This is a genomic window from Pseudomonas oryzae (genome assembly GCF_900104805.1).
Lineage (GTDB): Bacteria > Pseudomonadota > Gammaproteobacteria > Pseudomonadales > Pseudomonadaceae > Geopseudomonas > Geopseudomonas oryzae.
The window spans coordinates 3,006,598-3,028,866 of sequence record NZ_LT629751.1 but is presented as its reverse complement, the minus strand read 5'-3'; the positions used below and the strand labels follow the sequence as shown (position 1 = coordinate 3,028,866).

At 69.2% G+C, this 22,269-nt stretch carries 24 protein-coding genes; 17 read left to right on the top strand and 7 right to left on the bottom strand.

Features of this window, described 5'->3' with window-relative positions; genetic code table 11:
- The first annotated feature begins 265 nt into the window (after positions 1-265).
- Complete coding sequence (gene gbcA, locus BLT78_RS13690) at positions 266-1,558, top strand: glycine-betaine demethylase subunit GbcA (protein ID WP_090349493.1); 1,293 nt, start codon at positions 266-268, stop codon at positions 1,556-1,558.
- Between the two features lie 135 nt (positions 1,559-1,693).
- Here gbcA and BLT78_RS13685 read toward each other — a convergent pair whose 3' ends face one another.
- Both BLT78_RS13685 and BLT78_RS13680 read right to left on the bottom strand, forming a co-directional pair.
- Positions 1,694-2,062, bottom strand: a complete 369-nt coding sequence (locus BLT78_RS13685; protein WP_090349492.1) for a hypothetical protein — start codon at positions 2,060-2,062, stop codon at positions 1,694-1,696.
- A 98-nt stretch (positions 2,063-2,160) separates the two neighbouring features.
- Positions 2,161-2,808, bottom strand: coding sequence for an NAD(P)H-binding protein (locus BLT78_RS13680; protein WP_090349491.1), 648 nt, complete (start codon positions 2,806-2,808; stop codon positions 2,161-2,163).
- 151 nt (positions 2,809-2,959) lie between these two features.
- On the opposite strand from BLT78_RS13680, the gene BLT78_RS13675 reads away from it, so the two are divergent.
- Together BLT78_RS13675 and BLT78_RS13670 are read left to right on the top strand one after the other, a co-directional pair.
- Positions 2,960-3,322, top strand: a complete 363-nt coding sequence (locus BLT78_RS13675) for a CidA/LrgA family protein (protein ID WP_090349490.1) — start codon at positions 2,960-2,962, stop codon at positions 3,320-3,322.
- Positions 3,319-4,035, top strand: a complete 717-nt coding sequence (locus BLT78_RS13670; RefSeq protein ID WP_090349489.1) for an LrgB family protein — start codon at positions 3,319-3,321, stop codon at positions 4,033-4,035. The genes BLT78_RS13675 and BLT78_RS13670 overlap by 4 nt, the downstream gene beginning before the upstream one ends.
- A 93-nt stretch (positions 4,036-4,128) precedes the next feature.
- Here BLT78_RS13670 and BLT78_RS13665 read toward each other — a convergent pair whose 3' ends face one another.
- Both BLT78_RS13665 and BLT78_RS13660 read right to left on the bottom strand, forming a co-directional pair.
- Positions 4,129-5,436 (bottom strand): bifunctional DedA family/phosphatase PAP2 family protein, encoded by a 1,308-nt coding sequence (locus tag BLT78_RS13665; protein WP_090349488.1) that lies wholly within the window; start codon positions 5,434-5,436, stop codon positions 4,129-4,131.
- Positions 5,433-6,146, bottom strand: coding sequence for a DNA-3-methyladenine glycosylase (locus tag BLT78_RS13660; protein WP_090349487.1), 714 nt, complete (start codon positions 6,144-6,146; stop codon positions 5,433-5,435). The genes BLT78_RS13665 and BLT78_RS13660 overlap by 4 nt, the downstream gene beginning before the upstream one ends.
- A 144-nt stretch (positions 6,147-6,290) precedes the next feature.
- Between BLT78_RS13660 and BLT78_RS13655 the strand changes: the two genes are divergently transcribed.
- From BLT78_RS13655 to lipA, 12 genes are all read left to right on the top strand, one after another.
- On the top strand, positions 6,291-7,556 hold the full coding sequence (locus BLT78_RS13655) for a glutamate-5-semialdehyde dehydrogenase (RefSeq protein ID WP_090349486.1): 1,266 nt from the start codon (positions 6,291-6,293) through the stop codon (positions 7,554-7,556).
- Positions 7,556-8,212 carry a nicotinate-nucleotide adenylyltransferase gene (nadD, locus tag BLT78_RS13650; protein ID WP_090349485.1) on the top strand — a complete coding sequence of 219 codons (657 nt, stop codon included), beginning with the start codon at positions 7,556-7,558 and terminating at the stop codon, positions 8,210-8,212. The genes BLT78_RS13655 and nadD overlap by 1 nt, the downstream gene beginning before the upstream one ends.
- A 10-nt stretch (positions 8,213-8,222) precedes the next feature.
- Complete coding sequence (gene rsfS / locus BLT78_RS13645; RefSeq protein WP_090349484.1) at positions 8,223-8,576, top strand: ribosome silencing factor; 354 nt, start codon at positions 8,223-8,225, stop codon at positions 8,574-8,576.
- A 9-nt stretch (positions 8,577-8,585) separates the two neighbouring features.
- Positions 8,586-9,053, top strand: coding sequence for a 23S rRNA (pseudouridine(1915)-N(3))-methyltransferase RlmH (gene rlmH, locus BLT78_RS13640; RefSeq protein WP_090349483.1), 468 nt, complete (start codon positions 8,586-8,588; stop codon positions 9,051-9,053).
- A 19-nt stretch (positions 9,054-9,072) separates the two neighbouring features.
- The gene (gene mrdA / locus BLT78_RS13635; RefSeq protein ID WP_090349482.1) at positions 9,073-10,992 is read left to right on the top strand and encodes a penicillin-binding protein 2; all 1,920 of its coding nucleotides are present in this window, start codon (positions 9,073-9,075) and stop codon (positions 10,990-10,992) included.
- 31 nt (positions 10,993-11,023) lie between these two features.
- Positions 11,024-12,127 (top strand): rod shape-determining protein RodA, encoded by a 1,104-nt coding sequence (gene rodA, locus BLT78_RS13630; RefSeq protein ID WP_172830831.1) that lies wholly within the window; start codon positions 11,024-11,026, stop codon positions 12,125-12,127.
- Positions 12,128-12,161: 34 nt separating this feature from the next.
- Positions 12,162-13,172: a lytic murein transglycosylase B gene (gene mltB / locus BLT78_RS13625; protein ID WP_090349480.1), complete on the top strand. Its 1,011-nt coding sequence runs from the start codon at positions 12,162-12,164 to the stop codon at positions 13,170-13,172.
- 2 nt (positions 13,173-13,174) lie between these two features.
- Positions 13,175-14,200 carry a septal ring lytic transglycosylase RlpA family protein gene (locus BLT78_RS13620; protein WP_090349479.1) on the top strand — a complete coding sequence of 342 codons (1,026 nt, stop codon included), beginning with the start codon at positions 13,175-13,177 and terminating at the stop codon, positions 14,198-14,200.
- A gap of 67 nt (positions 14,201-14,267) precedes the next feature.
- On the top strand, positions 14,268-15,428 hold the full coding sequence (locus BLT78_RS13615; protein WP_090349478.1) for a D-alanyl-D-alanine carboxypeptidase family protein: 1,161 nt from the start codon (positions 14,268-14,270) through the stop codon (positions 15,426-15,428).
- Positions 15,429-15,496: 68 nt separating this feature from the next.
- Positions 15,497-15,790 carry a DUF493 domain-containing protein gene (locus BLT78_RS13610; RefSeq protein WP_090349477.1) on the top strand — a complete coding sequence of 98 codons (294 nt, stop codon included), beginning with the start codon at positions 15,497-15,499 and terminating at the stop codon, positions 15,788-15,790.
- Positions 15,790-16,443, top strand: a complete 654-nt coding sequence (gene lipB / locus BLT78_RS13605; protein ID WP_090349476.1) for a lipoyl(octanoyl) transferase LipB — start codon at positions 15,790-15,792, stop codon at positions 16,441-16,443. The genes BLT78_RS13610 and lipB overlap by 1 nt, the downstream gene beginning before the upstream one ends.
- Positions 16,440-17,417 (top strand): lipoyl synthase, encoded by a 978-nt coding sequence (lipA, locus tag BLT78_RS13600; protein ID WP_090349475.1) that lies wholly within the window; start codon positions 16,440-16,442, stop codon positions 17,415-17,417. The genes lipB and lipA overlap by 4 nt, the downstream gene beginning before the upstream one ends.
- Before the next feature lie 17 nt (positions 17,418-17,434).
- On the opposite strand, the gene BLT78_RS13595 is transcribed toward lipA, so the two are convergent.
- Together BLT78_RS13595 and BLT78_RS13590 are read right to left on the bottom strand one after the other, a co-directional pair.
- Positions 17,435-18,067 (bottom strand): DUF2238 domain-containing protein, encoded by a 633-nt coding sequence (locus BLT78_RS13595; protein WP_090349474.1) that lies wholly within the window; start codon positions 18,065-18,067, stop codon positions 17,435-17,437.
- 236 nt (positions 18,068-18,303) lie between these two features.
- On the bottom strand, positions 18,304-19,020 hold the full coding sequence (locus tag BLT78_RS13590; RefSeq protein WP_090349473.1) for an endonuclease: 717 nt from the start codon (positions 19,018-19,020) through the stop codon (positions 18,304-18,306).
- Positions 19,021-19,238: 218 nt separating this feature from the next.
- Between BLT78_RS13590 and arfB the strand changes: the two genes are divergently transcribed.
- A complete protein-coding gene (arfB, locus tag BLT78_RS13585) occupies positions 19,239-19,652 on the top strand; it encodes an alternative ribosome rescue aminoacyl-tRNA hydrolase ArfB (RefSeq protein WP_090349472.1) in 414 nt (137 codons plus the stop codon).
- A 63-nt stretch (positions 19,653-19,715) separates the two neighbouring features.
- On the opposite strand, the gene leuA is transcribed toward arfB, so the two are convergent.
- The gene (gene leuA / locus BLT78_RS13580) at positions 19,716-21,386 is read right to left on the bottom strand and encodes a 2-isopropylmalate synthase (RefSeq protein WP_090349471.1); all 1,671 of its coding nucleotides are present in this window, start codon (positions 21,384-21,386) and stop codon (positions 19,716-19,718) included.
- A gap of 472 nt (positions 21,387-21,858) precedes the next feature.
- Here leuA and BLT78_RS13575 point away from each other — a divergent pair, with 472 nt between their 5' ends.
- Positions 21,859-22,218, top strand: coding sequence for a DUF2946 domain-containing protein (locus BLT78_RS13575; protein WP_090349470.1), 360 nt, complete (start codon positions 21,859-21,861; stop codon positions 22,216-22,218).
- The last annotated feature ends 51 nt before the right edge of the window (positions 22,219-22,269 follow it).

The window sequence follows — 22,269 nt, the reverse complement described above, 5'->3', positions numbered from 1 at the left end:
GCTCATCGCGACCTGCCGATGGCGTCTGGGGTGGAGTCGTCGGAAACGGATCCGGTCGTGTCGCGCACGGATAAGGTCGCGGGAGGTGTCGCCCCCACACTCGTTTCCAGCCGAGCGAGAAGGTTTTCAAGCGCTCCGGCCCTCCCACCCGCCATGACGGGTCGCGTTCGGCGCCAAGCGAGAGGGACCGGTGGTGCGACCTTGCGTAGCAACCGTATCAGCCACTTTCGAGAGCCGGCGGCGCATGCCGGCAGAGGAGCCACCGATGGATGCCAAAACCAATCTGAGCCTGGGCGACGTGCTGGAGCCCGCCCGCAAGGCCACCGCCGAGATGCTGCAGACTCGCGACCACACCTTCTCCCTGCCGCAGCCGTTCTACACCGACGAGCGCCTGCACCAGATCGACCTGCAGGAGATCTTCTACAAGGAATGGCTGATCGCCGGCATGACCTGCGAGATCCCGGCCAAGGGCAACTACCTGACCCTGCAGATCGGCGACAACCCGATCATCGTCATCCGCGGCGCCGAAGGCGTGGTGCACGCCTTCCACAACGTCTGCCGCCACCGCGGCTCGCGCCTGTGCACCAGCGACAAGGGCAAGGTCGCCAAGCTGGTCTGCCCCTACCACCAGTGGACCTACGAAGTGGACGGCCGCCTGCTGTTCGCCGGCACCGAGATGGGTGACGACTTCGACCTCAACCAGTACGGCCTCAAGCCGGTCAACGTGAAGACCGCCGGCGGCTACATCTTCGTCTCGCTGGCCGACAACCCGCCGGCGATCGACGACTTCCTCGCCACCCTGGCCCACTACATGGAGCCCTACGACATGGAGAACACCAAGGTGGCGGTGCAGACCACCCTGGTGGAGAAGGCCAACTGGAAGCTGGTGATGGAGAACAACCGCGAGTGCTACCACTGCAGCGGTTCGCACCCGGAGCTGCTCAACACCCTGCTGGAGTGGGACGACGTCACCGACCCGCGTGCCACCCAGGAGTTCAAGGACCACGTGGCCGCCTCGGCCGCCGCCTGGGACAGCGAGAAGATCCCCTACGCCCACGCCAGCTTCGGCCTGCGCAACCGCATCGTGCGCATGCCGCTGCTCAAGGGCACCGTGTCGATGACCATGGACGGCAGCCAGGGCAGCAAGAAGCTGATGGGCCGCATCCAGAACCCCGACCTCGGCTCGATGCGCATCCTGCACCTGCCGCACTCGTGGAACCACTGCATGGGCGACCACATGATCAACTTCACCGTGTGGCCGATCAGCGCCCAGGAGTCGCTGGTCACCACCAAGTGGCTGGTGCACAAGGACGCCGTCGAGGGCGTCGACTACGATCCGGAAAACCTGCGCAAGGTGTGGGACGCCACCAACGACCAGGACCGCCGCCTGGCCGAGGAGAATCAGAAGGGCATCAACTCCAGCGCCTACCAGCCGGGTCCGTACTCGAAGACCTACGAGTTCGGCGTGATCAACTTCCTCGACTGGTACAGCGAGCGCATGCTGGCCAACCTTGGCGCCGAGCAGCCGGCGCCGCACCTGCGCCAGGTCAACGAGTAAGCGAGCGGGCGGGGCCGCGCCAGGCGGCCCCGCCGGTCGTGAGTCTTTTCGGCCGTCAGCCGGGCCGCCTCGTCGCAGGCGTGCCCGGCTTTGCGCGTTGCGTTCAAGCCTGCACCGTAATGGTGCGCTGGCGATTCAGTGGCGGGTGTAGAGATCGCGACTGCCCAGGCAGCCGTGCAGCAGGTCGAGCAGCTCCAGGCCGACGTGCGCGCCGCGCTCGTGGCGGCGCAGCAGCTCGAGCACTTCCAGGCACAGCCGGTTGTGTTCCTCGACCAGTGCCTCCACCGGCAGACCCTGCGCCTGCACGGCGTCCTCGGCGCTGACCAGCGACTGCAGCAGGCCGCTCAGCAGGCGCTCCAGACAGGTACCGACCGCCGCCGGCGAGCTGTCGCTCTGCAGGCGCGCGCTGAGCCCTTCGGCCAGTTGGCCGAGCCAGCAGTGCTGCGCCTCCAGCACGGCGTTGCCGGTGAGGCCTTGGGCTTGCCAGGAAGTGAATACGGTCATGTCGGGTCCCTCGAGGGTTGTGGCGTTCGCCGCTGTGTCGCGGCTTGTGGATCGGCGGTCGGGCGTTCCCGCCGCCGCTCGCCACCCCGATGTGGGCCTCAGCGCCCGAGCCGACGCAGCTCGTCCGACTCGACCACCCGCACGCCCTGGCCGTCTTCCAGGGCCAGGCGCCAGAGCGCCCGAGCCAGGGCGCACACCGAAATGGCACGCCACTTCCCCAGCAGGATCCGTGCCATCGGTGAGACGACCTGCTCGAGCAGACGCGCGTCGCAGCGCTGGCCGAGCAGCAGCGAGGGGCGGGCGATGGTCAGCTGCGGCCAGCCCTGGGCCTTGAGCAGCTCCTCCATCTCACCCTTGATGCGGCTGTAGGGCACCCGCGAGTGCGGGTCGGCGCCCAGCGAACTGACCACCAGCAGGTGTCGCGCACCCAGCTCGCGGGCGCGCTGAGCGCAGGCCACCACCAGGTCGCGGTCGATGGCGGCGAAGCTGGCCTCCGAGCTGTTCTGGGTGATCGGGCTGCCCAGGCAGCAGAACACCGTGTCCAGCGGACCTTCGAGCTGCTGGAGGATTTCCAACAGATTGCCGCGTGGGTTGTGCAGGTGCGGGTGCGCCGACAGCGGCCTGCGGCTGGGGGCCACCACTCGCTGCACGGTGGGCTCGCTGAGCACGCGGTCGAGCAGGTGCTCGCCGGTCAGGCCGCTGGCACCGAAGATCAGCAGGTTGCGGGGCTTGTTGGTATGCGGCATGGCTGCTCGTTCTATTTGTCCGGGGGTGGTCGCCTGCACGGCGAGGTGGCGGCAGAGGCTCTGGGCAGGGCGCCGCCAGTCGATGCATTCAATCCAAGTGTAATCGTTGTGGACGCTTTTATAATGCTGCCGTGTTCAAGGAGATATTGTGATGCTGTTGCGTGGAATTAGCTGGCTGGTCCTGTTCCAGCTGCTGGGCACGGGGTTGAACGTGCTGCTGCTGCCGATGCTGCCGGGGCCGATCATCGGCATGCTGCTGCTGTTCGTCTTCCTGGTCTGGCATGGCGAGGTGCCGGCGCCGATCGGCGAGGCGGGCGGCGCCCTGCTGCGCTACCTGCCGCTGCTGCTGGTGCCGCCGGCGGTGGGGGTGATGGTTTACGCCGAGGCGATCGCCGCCGACTTCTGGGCGCTGAGCGCCACCCTGGTGCTGTCGCTGCTGATCGCCATGCTGTTCGCCGGCTGGCTGATGCAGCGGCTGATCGAGCGCCAGCAGCGCAAGGGGCGGCAGGCATGACGGGCAGTTTCGCGGCCGCCCTGCAGGCCATCCTCGAGCACCCGCTGTTCGGCTTCGGCATCACCCTCGGCGCCTACCAGCTGGCCCTGGCGCTGTTCGAGCGCACCCGCCTGGTGTTCCTGCAGCCGGTGCTGCTGTCGATGACCCTGGTGATCGGCGTGCTGCTGCTGTGCGGCATCGACTACGCCCAGTACCGCGCCAGCGTCAGCATGCTCAGCGTGTTCCTCGGCCCGGCCACCGTGGCCCTGGCCATTCCGCTGTTCCTCAACCTCAAGCGCATCCGCCAGCTGCTCTGGCCGATCCTCATCACCCTGACGCTGGCCGGCAGCCTGGCCACCGCGCTGGGCATCGGCTTCGCCTGGCTGCTGGGCGCCGACCACGTGATGCAGATGACCCTGCTGCCCAAGTCGGTGACCTCGCCGATCGCCATGCTGGTCGCCGAGCAGCTCGGCGGCATCGCCGCGCTGGCCGCGGTGTTCGTGCTGATCACCGGGGTGATCGGCGCCATCCTCGGCCCGGCGCTGCTCACCCGCATCGGCGTGCGCAACCCGGCGGCGCGCGGCATGGCGCTGGGCCTCACCGCCCACGCGGTGGGCACCGCCCAGGCCCTGCAGGAGGGCGAGGAGACCGGCGCCTTCTCGGCGCTGGCGATGAGCCTGATGGGCGGCGCCACGGCGATCCTGCTGCCGCTGGTGGTGGCGCTGGTGGCCTGACCGCGGGCCGCGGCGCCGCTCCCGTAGGAGCCAGCGCGCTGGCGATCGGCTGCTCCAGGCATCGCCAGCAGGCTGGCTCCTGCAAGGGGGCGCTCAGTGGCGGTACGCCGCGGCGTCGCCGCCGAGCGCGGCGAGCAGGCCGGCGCCGAGCAGTACGGCGAGCGGCAGGCCCCAGCCCAGCCGGCCCAGGGCGGGCAGCGGCGTGCGCCGCTGCGCCAGGTGCAGGGCAAGGGCGCAGAGGCTGCCGGCGAGCAGGGCGCCGGCCAGCACGTCGGTCGGCCAGTGCACCCCCAGGTAGATCCGCGACAGGCCGATGGCCAGCGCCGGCAGGCCGGCCAGCAGCAGCCAGATCAGGCGCACCCGCGCCGGCGCGCCGCGCCCGGCCAGCACGCCGAGCACCAGGCAGAAGGCGAAGGCCGCCGAGCTGTGCCCGCTGGGCAGGCTGAAGCTGTCCAGCGGCTGGGCGAGGATCTCAGGGCGGGCGCGGGCGAACAGCAGCTTGAGACCATGGTTGGCCAGCGCGGTGCCGGCCAGGCTGAGGGTGGCGAACAGCAGCGCGCGCCACTGCCGCGCCAGCGCCAGCAGCAGGCCGAGCAGCAGGCCGGCGCCGAGCTGCACGGCGAAGTCGCCGAGGTGGGTCAGGCGGACCATCCAGTCGTCCAGCGCCGTGCTGCGCAGGCGCTGCGCCAGCGCCAGCAGCGCCTGGTCGAACACCGCGAACTGCCGCCAGCCGACGAACAGGGCGACCAGCAGCAGCGTGCTCAGTGCGGCGGCCAGCGGCGCCGCCGAGCGCCGCTCGCGCAGGCTGGCCTGGCCGATCAGGGCGAGCAGGGCGGCGAGGGCGCCGGCCAGCACCCCGGCCTGCCACCAGAAACCCTCCGGCAGCGGCAGGCGCAGCGCGGCGCCGGTCATCCAGCCGGGCAGCAGGTAGACCAGCGCCCAGCCGGCGGCGGCCACCAGGCTGACCGCGACGAAGCGCGGCAGCGGCATGTCGAGCATGCCGGCCACGGTCGGCAGCATCGGCCGCAGCGGGCCGATGAAGCGGCCGAGCAGCAGGCTGGCGACCCCATAGCGCTGGAAGTAGAACTCGGCCTGGGCCAGCCATTCCGGGTGATCGCGCAGCAGCGGCAGGCGGCGGATGTCCTGGTGGAAGCGCCGGCCGAGGGCATAGGACAGCGCATCGCCGAACAGGCCGCCGGCGTAGCCGAGCAGCAGGGTCTCCCACAGGCTGAGCACGCCGCTGCCGGCCATGGCGGCGACGGCGAACAGCAGCACGGTGCCCGGCACCACGATGCCGACGATGGTCAGGCACTCGATGCAGGCGATCAGGAACAGGGCCAGGCCCAGCCACTCGGGGTGGGCGCCCAGCCAGGCGGTGAGAGTGTCGAACCACTGGCTCATGCGTCGTGCTCCTTGACCTCGAGCAGATGGAAGTCCGTGCCTGCGCGCTGGCCGCGACGCAGCGGGTTGCGCGTGCAGTGGCGGGCGTGGTCGGCGTCGACGAAGCGGTATTCGAGGTGCTCGTCGCGCCCGCGGGGGATGCCCAGGCGGGTGGTCTGCACGATCTGCGCCGGCCGTTCGCCGACATCCTCGACGAACAGGCGGCGCCAGTCGAAGCGTGCGCCGTCCCACTCCGGCACCTTGAGGCCGAGGGCGCGGCACAGCAGGGTCTGTCCGGCGCACAGCTTCTCCGGGGGGCGCGGCCGGCCCTGGCGGTCGGGGTTGTTGGCCTGCATGCGTGCCAGCGAATCCGCGCCGCTCAGCGCGTCCTGCCAGGGGAAGCCGGACTTGATCAGCACCGCGTTGCCGGCGCCGTGGGCGCTGAAGTTCAGCGAGTCGCCGCCGCGCGCGTAGTACATGTAGATGTGTCCGCCGTCCATGAACAGCGCGCGGCGCTTGTGGGTGTAGCCGAGCGAGGCGTGGCTGCCCCTGTCGGTCAGGTAGTAGGCCTCGGTCTCGATGATCCGCGCGCTCAGCCACAGGTCACCGACGCGGTGGCGGATCACCTTGCCGAGCAGCTCGCGGGCCAGCAGACAGGCGTCGCGATCGAAGAAGGCGTCGGCCAGCGGGCGGGCGGCGGGCCAGGGCAGGGAGCGGTCGGGAGTGGGCATGCGGGGCGATGGCGGCTCGGTTTGCGTCGATGGTAGCAACATGTGGCAACGCACGCTAAACCACCGTCCGCCTGCTTGCGCTGGGCGCAGGGCGGCGGCGCGGCTATAATCGAGCACTTTTTCCGCAGCCGGATCGCCGAGACCATGACCGAGTCCGTACTCGATTACATGACCCGCCTGGGTCGCGCCGCGCGCGAGGCCTCGCGCGTCACTGCGCGCGCCACCACCGCGCAGAAGAACAACGCCCTGCTGGCCGCCGCCCGCGCCCTCGACGCCGCGCGCGAGGAACTGATCCGCGCCAACGCCCAGGACCTCGACAACGGCCGCGCCAACGGCCTCGACGAGGCCATGCTCGACCGCCTGGCACTGACCCCGGCGCGCATCGACGACATGATCGAGGGCCTGCGCCAGGTCGCCGGCCTGCCCGATCCGATCGGCACCATCCGCGACATGCGCTACATGCCGTCGGGCATCCAGGTCGGCAAGATGCGCGTGCCGCTCGGCGTGATCGGCATCATCTACGAGTCGCGGCCGAACGTGACCATCGACGCCGCCAGCCTGTGCCTGAAGTCCGGCAACGCCACCATCCTGCGTGGCGGCTCCGAGGCGATCCACTCCAACCGCGCCATCGCCGCCTGCATCCAGCAGGGCCTGGCCGAGGCCGGCCTGCCGGCGGCCTGCGTGCAGGTGGTGGAAACCACCGACCGCGCCGCGGTGGGCCAGCTGATCGCCATGCCCGAGTTCGTCGACGTCATCGTGCCGCGCGGCGGCAAGGGCCTGATCGAGCGCATCAGCCGCGACGCGCGGGTGCCGGTGATCAAGCACTTGGACGGCATCTGCCACGTCTACATCGACGTCGCCGCCGACGTCGACAAGGCGATCCGCGTCGCCGACAACGCCAAGACCCAGCGCTTCGCGCCGTGCAACACCATGGAAACCCTGCTGGTGCACGCGGACATCGCCGAGCGCGTGCTGCCGCCGCTGGCCGACATCTACCGCGCCAAGGGCGTCGAGCTGCGCGGCTGCGCGGCGACCCGCGCGCTGCTCGGCGGCGGCGTGCTGGAGGCGAGCGAGGAGGACTGGCACACCGAGTACAACGCGCCGATCCTGTCGATCCGCGTGGTCGACGGCCTCGAGGCGGCCATCGCGCACATCAACCACTACGGCTCGCACCACACCGATGCGATCATCACCGAGAACTTCACCGACGCGCGGCGCTTCCTCACCGAGGTGGACTCCAGCTCGGTGATGATCAACGCCTCGACCCGCTTCGCCGACGGCTTCGAGTACGGCCTGGGCGCCGAGATCGGCATCTCCACCGACAAGCTGCACGCCCGCGGCCCGGTCGGCCTGGAAGGGCTGACCAGCGAGAAGTACGTGGTATTCGGCGACGGTCACGTGCGCGGCTGATGACCCAACGCATCGGTCTGCTCGGCGGCACCTTCGACCCCATCCATATCGGCCACCTGCGCGCCGCGCTCGAGGTGGCCGAACTGTTCGCCCTCGACGAGCTGCGCCTGATCCCCAGCGCGCGGCCGCCGCACCGCGGCACGCCGCAGGTCGGCGCGCAGCAGCGCCTGGACATGGCGCGCCTGGCGGTGGAGGGCGTGGCGCCGCTGACGGTCGACGACCGCGAGCTGTGGCGCGACAAGCCGTCGTGGACCATCGATACCCTGGAATCGCTGCGCGCCGAGCTGGGCGGCGAGGTCCAGCTGCTGCTGCTGGTCGGCTGGGACGCCTTCTGCGGCCTGCCGACCTGGCACCGCTGGCAGGAACTGCTCGACCACTGCCACATCGTCGTGCTGCAGCGCCCGGACGCCGACAGCGAGGCGCCGGAAGCGCTGCGCGACCTGCAGGCCGCGCGCAGCGTGAGCGACCCGCAGTCGCTCCGGGGCCCGGCCGGGCAGATCGCCTTCGTCTGGCAGATGCCGCTGGCGATCTCCGCCACCGGGATCCGCGAGCGTCTGGCCGCCGGCCGCTCGATCCGCTTCCTGGTGCCCGACGCGGTGCTGGCCTATATCCATGCGCACGGTCTGTACCGTGCCACCCCATCTACCCAAGAGTGAACATTCGACAATGCAAGCCGAACAACTGGTCCAGGTGGTCATCGCCGCCCTGGAAGAACTGAAAGGTCAGGACATCCTCACCATCGACGTGCGCGAGAAGACCAGCATCACCGACTTCATGGTGATCGCCACCGGCAGCTCCAGCCGCCATGTCAAGTCGCTGTGCGACACCGTGCTGGAGAAGACCAAGGAGCAGGGCGTGCGGCCGATCGGCAGCGAAGGCCTGGACGCCGGCGAATGGGGTCTGATCGACCTCGGCAACGTGGTGGTGCACGTCATGCAGGCGGCCACCCGCCAGTTCTACGACCTCGAGCGCCTGTGGCAGGGCGCCGAGCAGAGCCGCGCCCAGCAGGCCCACGAGTAAGCCTCCGGCATGCGCATCCGACTGATCGCCGTCGGCTCGCGGATGCCGCGCTGGGTCGAGGAGGGCTGGCAGGAGTACGTCAAGCGCCTGCCGCCCGAGCTGACCCTCGAGCTGGTGGAGATTCCGCTCAACACCCGCGGCAAGAACGCCGATATCGCCCGCCTGATCCGTCAGGAAGGCGAGGCGATGCTGGCGCGGGTGCAGCCCGGGGAACGCGTGGTCACCCTCGAGGTCCATGGCAAGCCGTGGAGCACCGAGCAGCTGGCCGCCGAGCTGGACCGCTGGCGCCTCGACGCGCGCACCGTCAACCTGATGGTCGGCGGCCCGGAAGGGCTGGCGCCGGAGGTGTGCGCGCGCAGCGAGCAGCGCTGGTCGCTGTCGCCGCTGACCCTGCCGCACCCGCTGGTGCGCGTGCTGCTCGGCGAGCAGATCTACCGCGCCTGGACCGTGCTGTCCGGCCACCCGTACCACAAGTAACGGTTTCCGCCTCCGCCCCATGCCGCAGCCGATCCAGCTCAAGGACCACGAACGCGACGCCCGTCTGGTGCGTAGTCGCGCCGTCGTGGGCGCGATCTGCGTGCTGCTGCTCACCGGCGTGCTGGTGGCGCGGATGTTCTACCTGCAGGTGATCCAGTACGAGCACCACTCGACCCTGGCGGAGAACAACCGCATCCACGTGCAGCCGCTGCCGCCGACCCGCGGGCTGATCTACGACCGCAACGGGGTGATCATCGCCGACAACCGGCCGAGCTTCAGCCTCAGCGTGACCCGCGAGCGCGCCGGCGACTGGGCGAAGGTGCTCGACACCATCGTCGAGGTGCTCGAGCTGGGCGAGGAGGAGCGCGCGTTGTTCGAGAAGCGCCTGCGCCAGGGGCGCCGGCCGTTCGAACCGGTGCCGGTGCTGTTCGAGCTGACCGAGGAGCAGATCGCCCGCGTCGCGGTCAACCAGTTCCGCCTGCCCGGGGTCGACGTGGTCGCCCAGCTGGTGCGCCACTACCCGCAGGGCGAGCACTTCGCCCATTCGGTCGGCTACGTCGGGCGGATCAACGAGCAGGAGCTGAAGAAGCTCGATCCGGTGGACTACAGCGGCACCCACCACATCGGCAAGACCGGTGCGGAGAAGTTCTACGAGGACGTGCTGCACGGCCAGGTCGGCTACGAGGAGGTCGAGACCAACGCCCGCGGCCGCGTGCTGCGCGTGCTGAAGCACACCGACCCGGTGCCCGGCAAGGACATCCGCCTGCACCTCGATCTGCAGCTGCAGGAGGCCGCCGAGGCGGCGCTGGCCGGCCGTCGCGGCGCGGTGATCGCCATCGAGCCGGCCACCGGCGGCGTGCTGGCGATGGTCAGCCAGCCGAGCTTCAACCCCAACCTGTTCGTCACCGGCATCGGCTTCAAGGACTACGCGGCGCTGCGCGACTCCATCGACCGGCCGCTGTACAACCGCGTGCTGCGCGGCCTGTATCCGCCCGGCTCGACGGTCAAGCCGCAGGTGGCGCTGGCCGGCCTCGACGCCGGAGTGGTCAACTCGGCCACCCGGGTCTACGACCCCGGCTTCTACCAGCTGCCCGGCAACAGCCACAAGTACCGCAACTGGAACCGCAGCGGCGACGGCTGGGTCGACCTCAACCTGGCCCTGGCGCGCTCCAACGACACCTATTTCTACGACCTGGCGATCAAGCTCGGCATCGACCGCCTGCACCAGTACATGAGCGCCTTCGGCCTCGGCCAGCGGGTATCCCTCGACCTGTTCGAGGAAGCCGCCGGGCTGATGCCCTCGCGCGAGTGGAAGCGCGTCAACCGTCGCCAGGGCTGGTTCCCCGGCGAGACGGTGATCACCGGCATCGGCCAGGGCTACATGTTGACCACCCCGCTGCAACTGGCCCAGGCCACCGCGCTGATCGCCAACCGCGGCAAGTGGGTGCGCCCGCGGCTGCTCAAGGACGCCGACGGCCTGAGCGCCGAGCAGCTGATGGCCGCCGGCCTGCTCGAGGAGCGCGACACGCCGCCGGACATCGTCGCCAGGAATCCGCGCTACTGGGACCAGGTGACCCGCGGCATGATCGAGGTGGTGCACGGCGCCCGCGGCACCGCGCACAAGATCGGCCTCGGCTCGCCCTACCTGATCGCCGGCAAGAGCGGCACGGCGCAGGTGGTGGCGATCCGCCAGGGCGAGAAGTACGACCGCAACAAGGTGCGCGAGCGCCATCGCGACCACGCGCTGTTCGTCGCCTTCGCCCCGGCCGACGATCCGAAGATCGCCGTGGCGGTGATGGTGGAGAACGGCGAGTCCGGCTCGGGCGTGGCCGGCCCGGTGGCCAAGCAGGTGCTGGACGCCTGGCTGCTCGACGAGCAGGGTCGCCTGAAGCCCGAGTTCGCTCCGCCGCAGACCGCCGAGGTGCCCCGTGACCAGTAACTTCGACCGCACCCTGTCCAGCGACGACGTGCTGCGCCGCCGCTCCAGCCTGCTGCAGCGCCTGCACATCGACGGCCCGCTGCTGCTGCTGCTGGTGCTGCTCGGCGTGGTCGGCCTGTTCGTGCTGTGGTCGGCCGGCGGCAAGCACTGGGGGCTGCTGATCAAGCAGACCACCTCGTTCGGCATCGGCCTCACCGCGATGTGCATCATCGCGCAGATCGAGCCGCGCTTCATGGCGCGCTGGGCGCCGCTGGCCTACGCCGGCGGCGTGCTGCTGCTGCTCGGCGTGGAATTCTTCGGCTACACGGCGATGGGGGCCACGCGCTGGATCAACATTCCCGGGGTGGTCCGCTTCCAGCCCTCGGAGTTCATGAAGCTGATCATGCCGATGACTATCGCCTGGTATCTGTCGACGCGCAGCCTGCCGCCCAGCTTCAAGCACCTGGCCATTGCCCTGCTGCTGATCGGCGTGCCCTTCGCGCTGATCCTCAAGCAGCCCGACCTCGGCACCGGGATGCTGATCCTGGTGTCCGGCGCCTTCGTGCTGTTCATCGCCGGCCTACGCTGGCTGTGGATCATCGGCGCGGCGGCGGCGGCGGTGCCGATCGCCGTGGGCATGTGGTACTTCGTGCTGCACGACTATCAGAAGCAGCGCGTGCACACCTTCCTCGATCCGGAGAGCGATCCGCTGGGCACCGGCTGGAACATCATCCAGTCCAAGGCGGCGATCGGCTCGGGCGGGGTGTTCGGCAAGGGCTGGTTGCTGGGCACCCAGTCGCACCTGGATTTTTTGCCGGAAAGTCATACGGACTTTATCATTGCCGTCCTCAGCGAGGAGTTCGGCATGGTCGGCGTCTGCCTGCTGCTGCTGGTCTACCTGCTGGTGATCGCCCGCGGCCTGGTGATCACCGTGCAGGCGCAGACCTTGTTCGGCAAGCTGCTGGCAGGCAGTATCACCCTGACCTTCTTCATCTACGTGTTCGTCAACATCGGCATGGTCAGCGGACTGCTGCCGGTGGTGGGGGTGCCCTTGCCCTTCATCAGTTACGGCGGAACCTCGCTGGTGACGCTGATGTCCGGCTTCGGAATTTTGATGTCGATCCACACCCATCGAAAGTGGATCGCCCAGGTTTGAGACTGCAGCATTGAGACCGAGAGTGAAGAGCACGATGCACAGACTGCGCGCGTGGGCGCGGCATGGCATGGGCCGGATCGCCCTGGCGGGGCTGATCGGCTGCGCCGCGCCGGCGCTGGCCGGCGACTACCAGAATTCGCCCCAGCTCGACGCCTTCATCGGCGAGCTGGTGCGTGACCACGGCTTCGCCGCGCCCGAACTGCAAGCGCTGTTCGCCGGCGTGGAGCGCAAGCAGCCGATCCTCGACGCCATCTCGCGGCCGGCCGAGCGGGTCAAGCCGTGGAAGGAGTACCGGCCGATCTTCATCACCGACGCGCGCATCGCCCAGGGCGTCGAGTTCTGGAGCCGCCACGCCGACGCACTGGCGCGTGCCGAGCGCGACTACGGCGTGCCGGCGCAGGTGATCGTGGCGATCATCGGTGTGGAGACCTTCTTCGGCCGCAACACCGGCAGCTGGCGGGTTATGGACGCGCTGGCGACCCTCGGCTTCGACTATCCGCCGCGCGCCGACTTCTTCCGCAAGGAGCTGCGCGAGTTCCTCCTGCTCAGCCGCGAGCAGCAGGTCGATCCGCTCGCCATCACCGGCTCCTACGCCGGCGCCATGGGCCTGCCGCAGTTCATGCCGAGCAGCTTCCGTGCCTACGCGGTCGACTTCGACGGCGATGGCCACATCGACATCTGGAAGAACCCGGTGGACGCCATCGGCAGCGTGGCCAGCTACTTCCACAACCACGGCTGGGTCGCCGGCGATCCGGTGGTGACCCGCGCGCGGGTTTCCGGCGTGCGCTTCGCCGACGGCCTCACCGCCGGTCTCGAGCCGGTCAAGTCGGTCGCCGACCTGCGCCAGCTCGGCTGGGAGCCGCTGGACAAGGTCGACGAGAACTTCGCGGTGACCGCCTTCCGCCTCGACGGCTCGCAGGGCGACGAGTTCTGGATGGGCCTGCCCAACTTCTACGTGATCACCCGCTACAACCGTAGCGTGATGTACGCCATGGCCGTGCATCAGCTCTCGGTCGCGCTGCAGCAGCAGCGCCAGGAGTTGTGAGGATGAGAGGGAGCGCTCTCGCGCCGCTGGCGCTGATCGCCGCCGGCCTGCTGCTGGCCAGTTGCACCACCTCGCGCCCGCCGGTCGGCGAGGGCGGGGCGATCTCCGGGCCGGGCAACTACGCCCGGCCGCACAAGGACGGCGAACCCTGGTGGGACGTCGACGTGTCGCGCATCCCCGACGCCGTGCCGATGCCGCACAACGGCCCGGTCAAGGCGACCCCCTACACGGTGTTCGGCAAGCCCTACTACCCGATCCAGGACGCGCGCAACTACCGCGCCACCGGCATCGCCTCCTGGTACGGCACCAAGTTCCACGGCCAGGCCACCGCCAACGGCGAGACCTACGACCTGTACGGCATGACCGCGGCGCACAAGACCCTGCCGCTGCCCAGCTACGTGCGGGTGACCAACCTGGACAACGGCCGCAGCGTGGTCCTGCGGGTCAACGACCGCGGGCCGTTCTACTCCGACCGGATCATCGACCTGTCCTTCGCCGCGGCGAAGAAGCTCGGCTACGCCGAGAGCGGCACCGCGCGGGTCAAGGTCGAGGGCATCGACCCCTACCAGTGGTGGGCCCAGCAGGGCCGCCCGGTGCCGCTGACCGCGCCGACCAGCGCCTACGCCAGCAATGCCAAGCCGCTCGCCCTGCCGGCGCCGACCGAGGTGCGCACGGTGGCGCAGCCGCCGGTCGCGCCGATCGAGACCTGGACCCCGCCGGTGGCGCAGCATGCCGCCGCGGTGTCGCCCGGCGAGCTGGCGGTAAAAAAAAACGCTTCTGCACCAGCCGCTGGGCTGTATCTCCAGGTGGGCGCCTTCGCCAACCCGGACGCTGCGGAACTCCTCAAGGCCAAGCTGATCGGAGTGGTGGGGACTGCCCCGGTGTTTATCAGCTCGGTCGTGCGCAACCAGCAGGTGCTGCACCGGGTGCGCCTGGGGCCGATCGACACTCAGGATGAGGTCCTGCAGCTGCAGGACAGTGTACGCCTGGCCAGCCTCGGCCAGCCCAAGCTGGTGCGGCCGGATTGACCGCCCAGCGGCAGTTGTAATGCCCGCAAGGGCCTGATTGACCTACTTCGCAATTTTCGAGAGACGGATGAACATCACCACCTTCGTGCACCGCTTGTTCCTGCTGGTCCTGCTGGCCGTGACGCCCGCCGCCTGGGCCGCCGACCAGGTCGTTCCGGCGCCGCCGCAGCTGGCGGCCAAGGCCTACCTGCTGATGGACGCCGCCAGCGGCAAGGTGCTGGTCGAGCACAACGCCGAGGAGCGCCTGCCGCCGGCCAGCCTGACCAAGCTGATGACCGCCTACATCGCCACCCTGGAAATCCGCAAGGGCCAGATCGGCGAGAAGGACCCGGTGAGCATCAGCGAGCACGCCTGGCGTACCGGTGGCTCGCGCATGTTCGTCCAGGTCGGCACCCAGGTGGCCCTCGGCGACCTGCTGCACGGCATCATCATCCAGTCCGGCAACGACGCCAGCGTCGCGGTGGCCGAGCACATCGCCGGCAGCGAGGACGCCTTCGCCGACCTGATGAACACCACCGCCGCCAAGCTCGGCATGAGCAACAGCCACTTCATGAACGCCACCGGCCTGCCGCACCCGGAGCACTACTCCTCGGCGCACGACATGGCCCGCCTGGCCCGCGCGATCATCTACGAGGATCCGGAGCACTACTCGATCTACGCGCAGAAGGAGTTCCTCTGGAACAACATCAAGCAGCCCAACCGCAACCTGCTGCTGTGGCGCGACAAGACCGTCGACGGCCTGAAGACCGGCCACACCGAGGAAGCCGGCTACTGCCTGGTGGCCTCCGCGGTGCGTGACGGCCAGCGCCTGATCGCCGTGGTGTTCGGCACCAACAGCGAGCAGGCGCGTGCCGCCGAGACCCAGAAGCTGCTGACCTATGGCTTCCGCTTCTTCGAGACCCGCACCTTCTACCAGAAGGGCACCGAACTGGCCCAGGCGCCGGTGTGGAAGGGCGCCACGCGCCAGCTCAAGGCCGGCCTCGCCGAGGACCTGACCCTGACCCTGCCGCGCGGCCAGATGGACAAGCTGCAGGCCAGCATGAGCCTGCAGCCGATGATCGTCGCCCCGGTGGCCGCCGGCCAGGAAGTCGGCAAGGTCGAGGTGCGTCTCGGCGAGCAGGTGCTGCACAGCGCGCCGCTGGTGGCCATCGAGGCCGTCGAGGAGGGTGGTTTCTTCCGCCGTGTGTGGGATAGTATCCGACTGTTTTTCTACGGTTTGTTCAACTGATCCATTGACCTGAGCCGGGCGCCCCGACCGGGGGCGTCCGCATCGCGGGCCACAAGCCCGCCACGACCATGACCGATACCAAGACCGCTACTCCCGAAGTCCAGGCCCCGAAGATCGAATTCCCCTGCCATGGCTACCCGATCAAGGTGATCGGCGACGCCGGCGAAGGCTTCGCCGACCTGGTGATCGACATCGTCCGCCGCCATGCGCCGGACCTCGACGTCACCACCCTGACCATGCGCGACAGCAGCAATGGCCGCTTCGTCTCGGTGCAGGTGGCGATCCGCGCCACCGGCCTCGAGCAGCTGCAGGCGATCCACCTCGACCTGCGCGCCACCGGCCGCGTGCACATGGTGCTGTGATGACCGCCCTGCGGGTCCGCGAGCTGGGCCGGCTGCCCTACCAGCCGGCCTGGCAGGCGATGCAGCGCTTCACCAACGAGCGTGGCCCCGACACGCCGGACGAGATCTGGCTGCTCGAACACGAGCCGGTGTTCACCCAGGGCCAGGCCGGCAAGGCCGAACATCTGCTGATGCCCGGCGACATTCCGGTGGTGCAGGCCGATCGCGGCGGCCAGGTGACCTACCACGGTCCCGGCCAGCTGATCGCCTACCTGCTGCTCGACGTGCGCCGCTCGGGCCTTGGCGTGCGCGAGCTGGTCAGCCGCATGGAGGCCAGCCTGGTCGCCCTGCTCGGCGAGTACGGCATCGAGGCCTACGCCAAGCCGGACGCCCCGGGCGTCTACGTCGGCGCGGCGAAGATCGCCTCGCTCGGCCTGCGCATCCGCCACGGCCGCTCCTTCCATGGCCTGGCGCTCAACGTCGACATGGATCTGGAGCCGTTCGGCCGCATCAATCCCTGCGGTTATGCCGGCATGGCGATGACCCAACTCAAGGATCTGGCCCAAGGGCCGATCGAACTCGCCGAAGTGCGTGCCGCGCTGGTTCGCCAGCTGGTCGGCCAGCTTGGCTACGCTGAATACGAGACCCTCGCGGGAGGGCTGGAGCTGACATGAGCACTGTGGACAACACCACCAAGGGGCCGGCCAAGGTCGAGGCCGGGGTCAAGCTGCGCGGCGCCGAGAAGGTCGCGCGCATCCCGGTGAAGATCATTCCCACCGAGGAGCTGCCGCGCAAGCCGGACTGGATCCGCGTGCGCATCCCGGTGACCCCCGAGGTCGAGCGCATCAAGCAGCTGCTGCGCCAGCACAAGCTGCACAGCGTGTGCGAGGAAGCCTCTTGCCCGAACCTCGGCGAGTGCTTCTCCGGCGGCACCGCCACCTTCATGATCATGGGCGACATCTGCACCCGCCGCTGCCCTTTCTGCGACGTCGGCCACGGCCGGCCGAACGCGCTGGACCCGGACGAGCCGAAGAACCTGGCACTGGCCATCGCCGACCTGCGCCTGAAGTACGTGGTGATCACCTCGGTGGACCGCGACGACCTGCGCGACGGCGGCGCCCAGCACTTCGCCGACTGCCTGCGCGAGATCCGCGCGCTGTCGCCCAGCGTGCAGCTGGAGACCCTGGTGCCGGACTATCGCGGGCGCATGGAGATCGCCCTCGACATCACTGCCACCGAGCCGCCGGACGTGTTCAACCACAACCTGGAAACCGTGCCGCGCCTGTACAAGTCGTCGCGCCCGGGCTCGGACTTCGAGTGGTCGCTGGATCTGCTGCAGGAGTTCAAGAAGCGCGTGCCGGGCGTGCCGACCAAGTCGGGCCTGATGCTCGGCCTCGGCGAAACCGACGAGGAAGTGATCGAGACCATGCAGCGCATGCGCGAGCACGACATCGACATGCTGACCCTCGGCCAGTACCTGCAGCCCTCGCGCAGCCACCTGCCGGTGCAGCGCTTCGTCCACCCGGACACCTTCGCCTGGTTCGCCGAGGAAGGCGAGAAGATGGGCTTCAAGAACGTCGCCTCCGGCCCGCTGGTGCGCTCGTCCTACCACGCCGACCAGCAGGCCCACGGCCACAAGATCGGCTGAGTCCCCGCCAGGGCGGGTCAGCTCCCGCCCTGCGTCTGCCCCCGCGGCAACGCGGCGATCTGTCGATCCTGCAGGCGCGTCAGGCCGAGCAGGCCGGCAGTGGCGCCGAGCAGCGCCCAGAACATGTCGGCCTGGGTGTCCCACGGATCGCCCTGGGTGCCGAGGAATTCCACAGCACCGCCGCCGGCGAGCAGCGCCACCCACCATTCGATCAGCTCGTAGACCGCGCTGATGGCCATCGCCACGCACAGCGAGAGGAAGGCCAGCATCCTGCCGCGGGCGACGAAGCCCCCGCGCAGGAGGATCTCGCGGGCGATCAGCGCCGGCACCAGGCCCTGCATGAAGTGACCGAGCTTGTCGTAGGGGTTGCGCTGCAGCTCCAGCAGCTCCTGCACCCAGAAGCCGGCCGGCACCCGCGCGTAGGTATGCGCGCCGCCGAGGATCAGCACCAGGCTGTGCAGGGCGATCAGCAGGTAGAGTAGGTCGGTCAGCGGGAAGCGTCGGTAGCTGGCGAGCAGCAGCGGCGCGGCGATCAGCACCGGCGAGACCTCCAGCCACCAGGTGGCGCGGTCGTAGGGGGCGATGCCGGAAACCACCAGGGCGGCAAGGACCGTCAGACCCAGTGCCGCGTGCAGAGCTCCATGTCGCATCGCCTTCTCCTTCTGCCAGCTCAGCGTCACCTTAGCCCGCGGTGTCGGCTGCCGTCCATCGCCTGACCGTGCGGCAGGGCGAGTTGGTGCGCGCGGCGCGCGTCCGGCGGGGACTGTAGGGTGCGCCATGCGCACCATCCGGCGCATCGATTGCGAGGCGATGCATGCGGCACCCCTGCGCGGTGGCGTCCGATGGGGACCATGCGGCATCCCCGCACCGTTGCTCCGCGCTGACCTCAGTTGTAGGCCAGCTGCCTGTCGCGGCGCTCACAGCGCTTGAGGTCCACCGCGCCGACATGCGGGTTGGCGTTGCCCTGCACGCAGGCGATGCGCTGGTTGCGCCAGCGCTCCCACTCGCTGACCGGATACTGGCGGTTCCAGATGTCGTACAGGCGGCGGTCCTGCTTCGACAGGCGCAGCTGGTAGCGCTCGCTCATGTACAGGTAGATGCGTGCGATGGCGCCGCGGGTGTACTCCGGCGGCATCGCGGTGCGCTGCTTGAAGTCGACCACGAACGGACAGGCGCCGTACTGGGTGGGCTTGGCGCTGAGCATGCCGAAGCCGAAGTTGCTGCGGTCACCGTTGACCTCGCCGACCGCCGGCACCAGGTTGTGCAGGTCGGCCTCGGCCTGGCTGAACAGCGGGTCGTTGCTGGTGCAGTTCTTGCGCCCGCCCTGCTGCCAGCACTGGCGCTGATGGCCGATCACCCAGGCCGGCACCACATGCTCCCACTCGATGCGACCGGCGCGGTTGGCGTTCTTGCGTGGCTGGTAGCCGCAGCTGTCCAGATCGACACGGTTGCCGCGGTATTCGCAGCCGCAGTAGAAGTCCACCGGACGGTCGGCATACAGCTTCCAGGCGATCTTCTTCGCTTCGCGGAAGGTGCGCGGGGCTTCGGCATGGACGCTGGTGAGCGGGAGGAGGGCGAGCAGGAGAACGAGCAGGCGACGCATGGCAATCTCGACGACGAACTGAGAAACGCATCCATGCGGTTGCCGGGGATTCTACCGCGGCTGATCGAAAAGTCAGTCAAAACAGTTGCTTGCGAAGGATGTGCGCGGCTCCGGAGATTTCCTGCAGGGGCGAATTCATTCGCCAGACACTTGGTGAGGCGAATGCATTCGCCCCTACGGGGGTATCCTGTGCGGGTTCACCCTGCCGTGAGTTCGCCATGCTGGAAATCTCCAATGCCGTCCATCTGCCCGACAGCGAGATCGAGCTCACCGCGATCCGCGCCCAGGGCGCCGGCGGGCAGAACGTCAACAAGGTGTCCAGCGCTGTGCACCTGCGCTTCGACATCCGCGCCTCCAGCTTGCCGGCGTTCTATCAGGAGCGCCTGCTGGCGCTGCGCGACCAACGCATCACCGCCGAAGGGGTGATCGTGATCAAGGCGCAGCAGTACCGCACCCAGGAGCAGAACCGCGCCGATGCGCTGGCGCGCCTGGCCGAGCTGATCCGCAGCGTGGCCAAGGTTGAGAAGGCGCGGCGGCCGACCAAGCCGACGCGGGGCTCGCAGCAGCGCCGGCTGGAGGGCAAGAGCAAGCGCGGGGCGATCAAGGCCGGGCGGGGCAAGGTGGATTTCTGAGTCGCAACGAAAACGCCCCGGACCTGACGGGCCGGGGCGTTCGGGGTAGCGCTCGGTTCAGCCTCAGGCCGCCTGCGCCTCGCTCTGGCGCAGGGCGCGGTTCAGCGCGCTGAACAGGGCGCGGAAGCTCGCCGTGGTCAGGTTGCCGTCGATGCCGACGCCATGCAGCGGGCGGCCGCCGTCGACGCGCAGTTCGATGTAGGCCGCGGCCTTGGCGTTGCTGCCGCCGCCGATGGCGTGTTCGCTGTAGTCCATCACCTCGACGCTGACCGGCAGGGCGGCGACCAGCGCCTCCAGCGGGCCGTTGCCGGTGCCGCGCAGCTTCTGCACGGCGCCCGCGTTCTCGACTTCCACCTCGACGCTGGTGATGCCGTCCTCTTCCTGCAGGCGATGGCCCTTGAGGGCGAAGGTGGCCGGACCGTTGAGGTACTCCTCGACCAGCAGGTCGTGGATCTGCCGTGCGCTCATCTCCAGGCCGTGGCGGTCGGTCTCGCGCTGCACCACCTGGCTGAACTCGATCTGCATGCGCCGCGGCAGGCTGATGCCGTACTCCTGCTCGAGCAGGAAGGTGATGCCGCCCTTGCCCGACTGGCTGTTGACGCGGATCACCGCCTCGTAGCTGCGGCCGATGTCGGCCGGGTCGATCGGCAGGTAGGGCACCTCCCAGACACCGTCCGGATCCTGCTGGGCGAAGCCCTTGCGGATCGCGTCCTGGTGCGAGCCGGAGAAGGCGGTGTGCACCAGGTCGCCGACGTAGGGGTGACGCGGGTGCACCGGCAACTGGTTGCACTCCTCGACCACCTTGCGCACGCCGTCGATGTCGGAGAAGTCCAGCTCGGGGTCGACGCCCTGGGTGTACAGGTTCAGCGCCACAGTGACCAGGTCGACGTTGCCGGTGCGCTCGCCGTTGCCGAACAGGCAGCCTTCCACGCGGTCGGCGCCGGCCAAGAGGCCCAGCTCGGTGGCGGCCACGCCGGTGCCGCGGTCGTTGTGGGTGTGCAGGCTGACCAGCACGCTGTCGCGACGGTCGACGTGGCGGCAGAACCACTCGATCTGGTCGGCGTAGACGTTCGGGGTGGCCGCCTCGACGGTCGCCGGCAGGTTGAGGATCAGCTTGTTGGCCGGGGTCGGCTGGAACACCTCGATCACCGCGTTGCACACCTCGACGGCGAACTCCGGCTCGGTGGAGCTGAAGATCTCCGGCGAGTACTCGAAGCGCCACTCGGTTTCCGGATTCTCCGCGGCCAGGCGCTTGATGATCTGCCCGGCGTTGACGGCGATCTGGATCACCCCGGCCTTGTCCTGGTTGAAGACGATGCGGCGGAAGCTCGGCGCGGTGGCGTTGTAGTAGTGGACGATGGCCTTCTTCGCGCCCTTGAGCGACTCGAAGGTGCGGGTGATCAGGTCCTCGCGGGCCTGGGTCAGCACCTGGATGGTGGTGTCGTCCGGGATGTGGCCGCCCTCGATCAGGGTGCGCACGAAGTCGAAGTCGGTCTGCGAGGCCGAGGGGAAGCCCACCTCGATCTCCTTGACGCCCACGGCGACCAGGCACTGGAAGAAGCGCAGCTTCTTGTCGGCGTCCATCGGCTCGATCAGCGACTGGTTGCCGTCGCGCAGGTCGGAGGACAGCCAGATCGGCGCCTTGTCGATCACCTTGCTCGGCCAGGTGCGGTCGGGGATGTCGATCTGCGGGAACGGACGGTACTTGGTCGACGGATTCTTCAGCATGGGCATGGCGGATTTCCTGGAAACGGGGCCGCGGGGCGGCGGGCAATACGGAGGCGGCGAGGCGGTATTCAGCTGCGCAGTCGCGGACTGACCAAGCGCAGGCTGAGGTATTGCCGCAGCAGGATGAGGGTGTGGGAAGCGTTCATGGCACCAACCCTAGCGTTCGTTGCGCGTGAATGGCAAGCATTGTTGGAAAATTGGAATAATCGGCCACTTTATGCTCTATCGAGACTTTTTGTGCCTGCTTTTGTCGATTCTGTTTGTGGTTATTGCGCGGAGATTTTGCTGCCGCGAGCGGACGGGGCCGTGTGCGCCGCGCGGCGCCGCCCGGCCCGGCGCGTAGCGAGCGGGACTGTCTGCGGCGCCGTGTCGCACTAGGTCGCGAGCCTGGCCCTGTGCGATCATCCCGGCCATTCGCGGCGGCCATGGCCGCAGATCCGTTCCAGGGAGAGCACATCGGGTGATTCGGCAAGGGCGCATGCGTCTGGCAGCCTGGCTTGGCCTGTTCGCCATGCTCATGGCGTTCGCCGGCCCGCTGTACTCGCAGCTGCGCGCGCTGGACAGCCTGCCGCTGGTGCTGATCGACCTGGAGGCCCTGCACTGCGCCGAGCTGCCGCAGACCCGGGCCGACCAGGATCCCCCCCTCTGGGTGCAGGGCCTCGAGCAGTGCGGCTACTGCAACCTGCTGACCGGCCATCCGCCGCTGCCGCCCAGCCTGCAGCTGGCGCTGCCGGCGCCGACCAGTCTCGTTCACCAGTACCAGCCGCCGGCGCAGAGCCTGCCGCAGGCGCCGCCGCACGCGCGCCAGCCGCGCGCCCCCCCGTTGTTCCACGCCTGACTCGCATCCAACCGCCGTCCGCCAGCCGGCGCGCTGCTGCGCGTCCGCCGG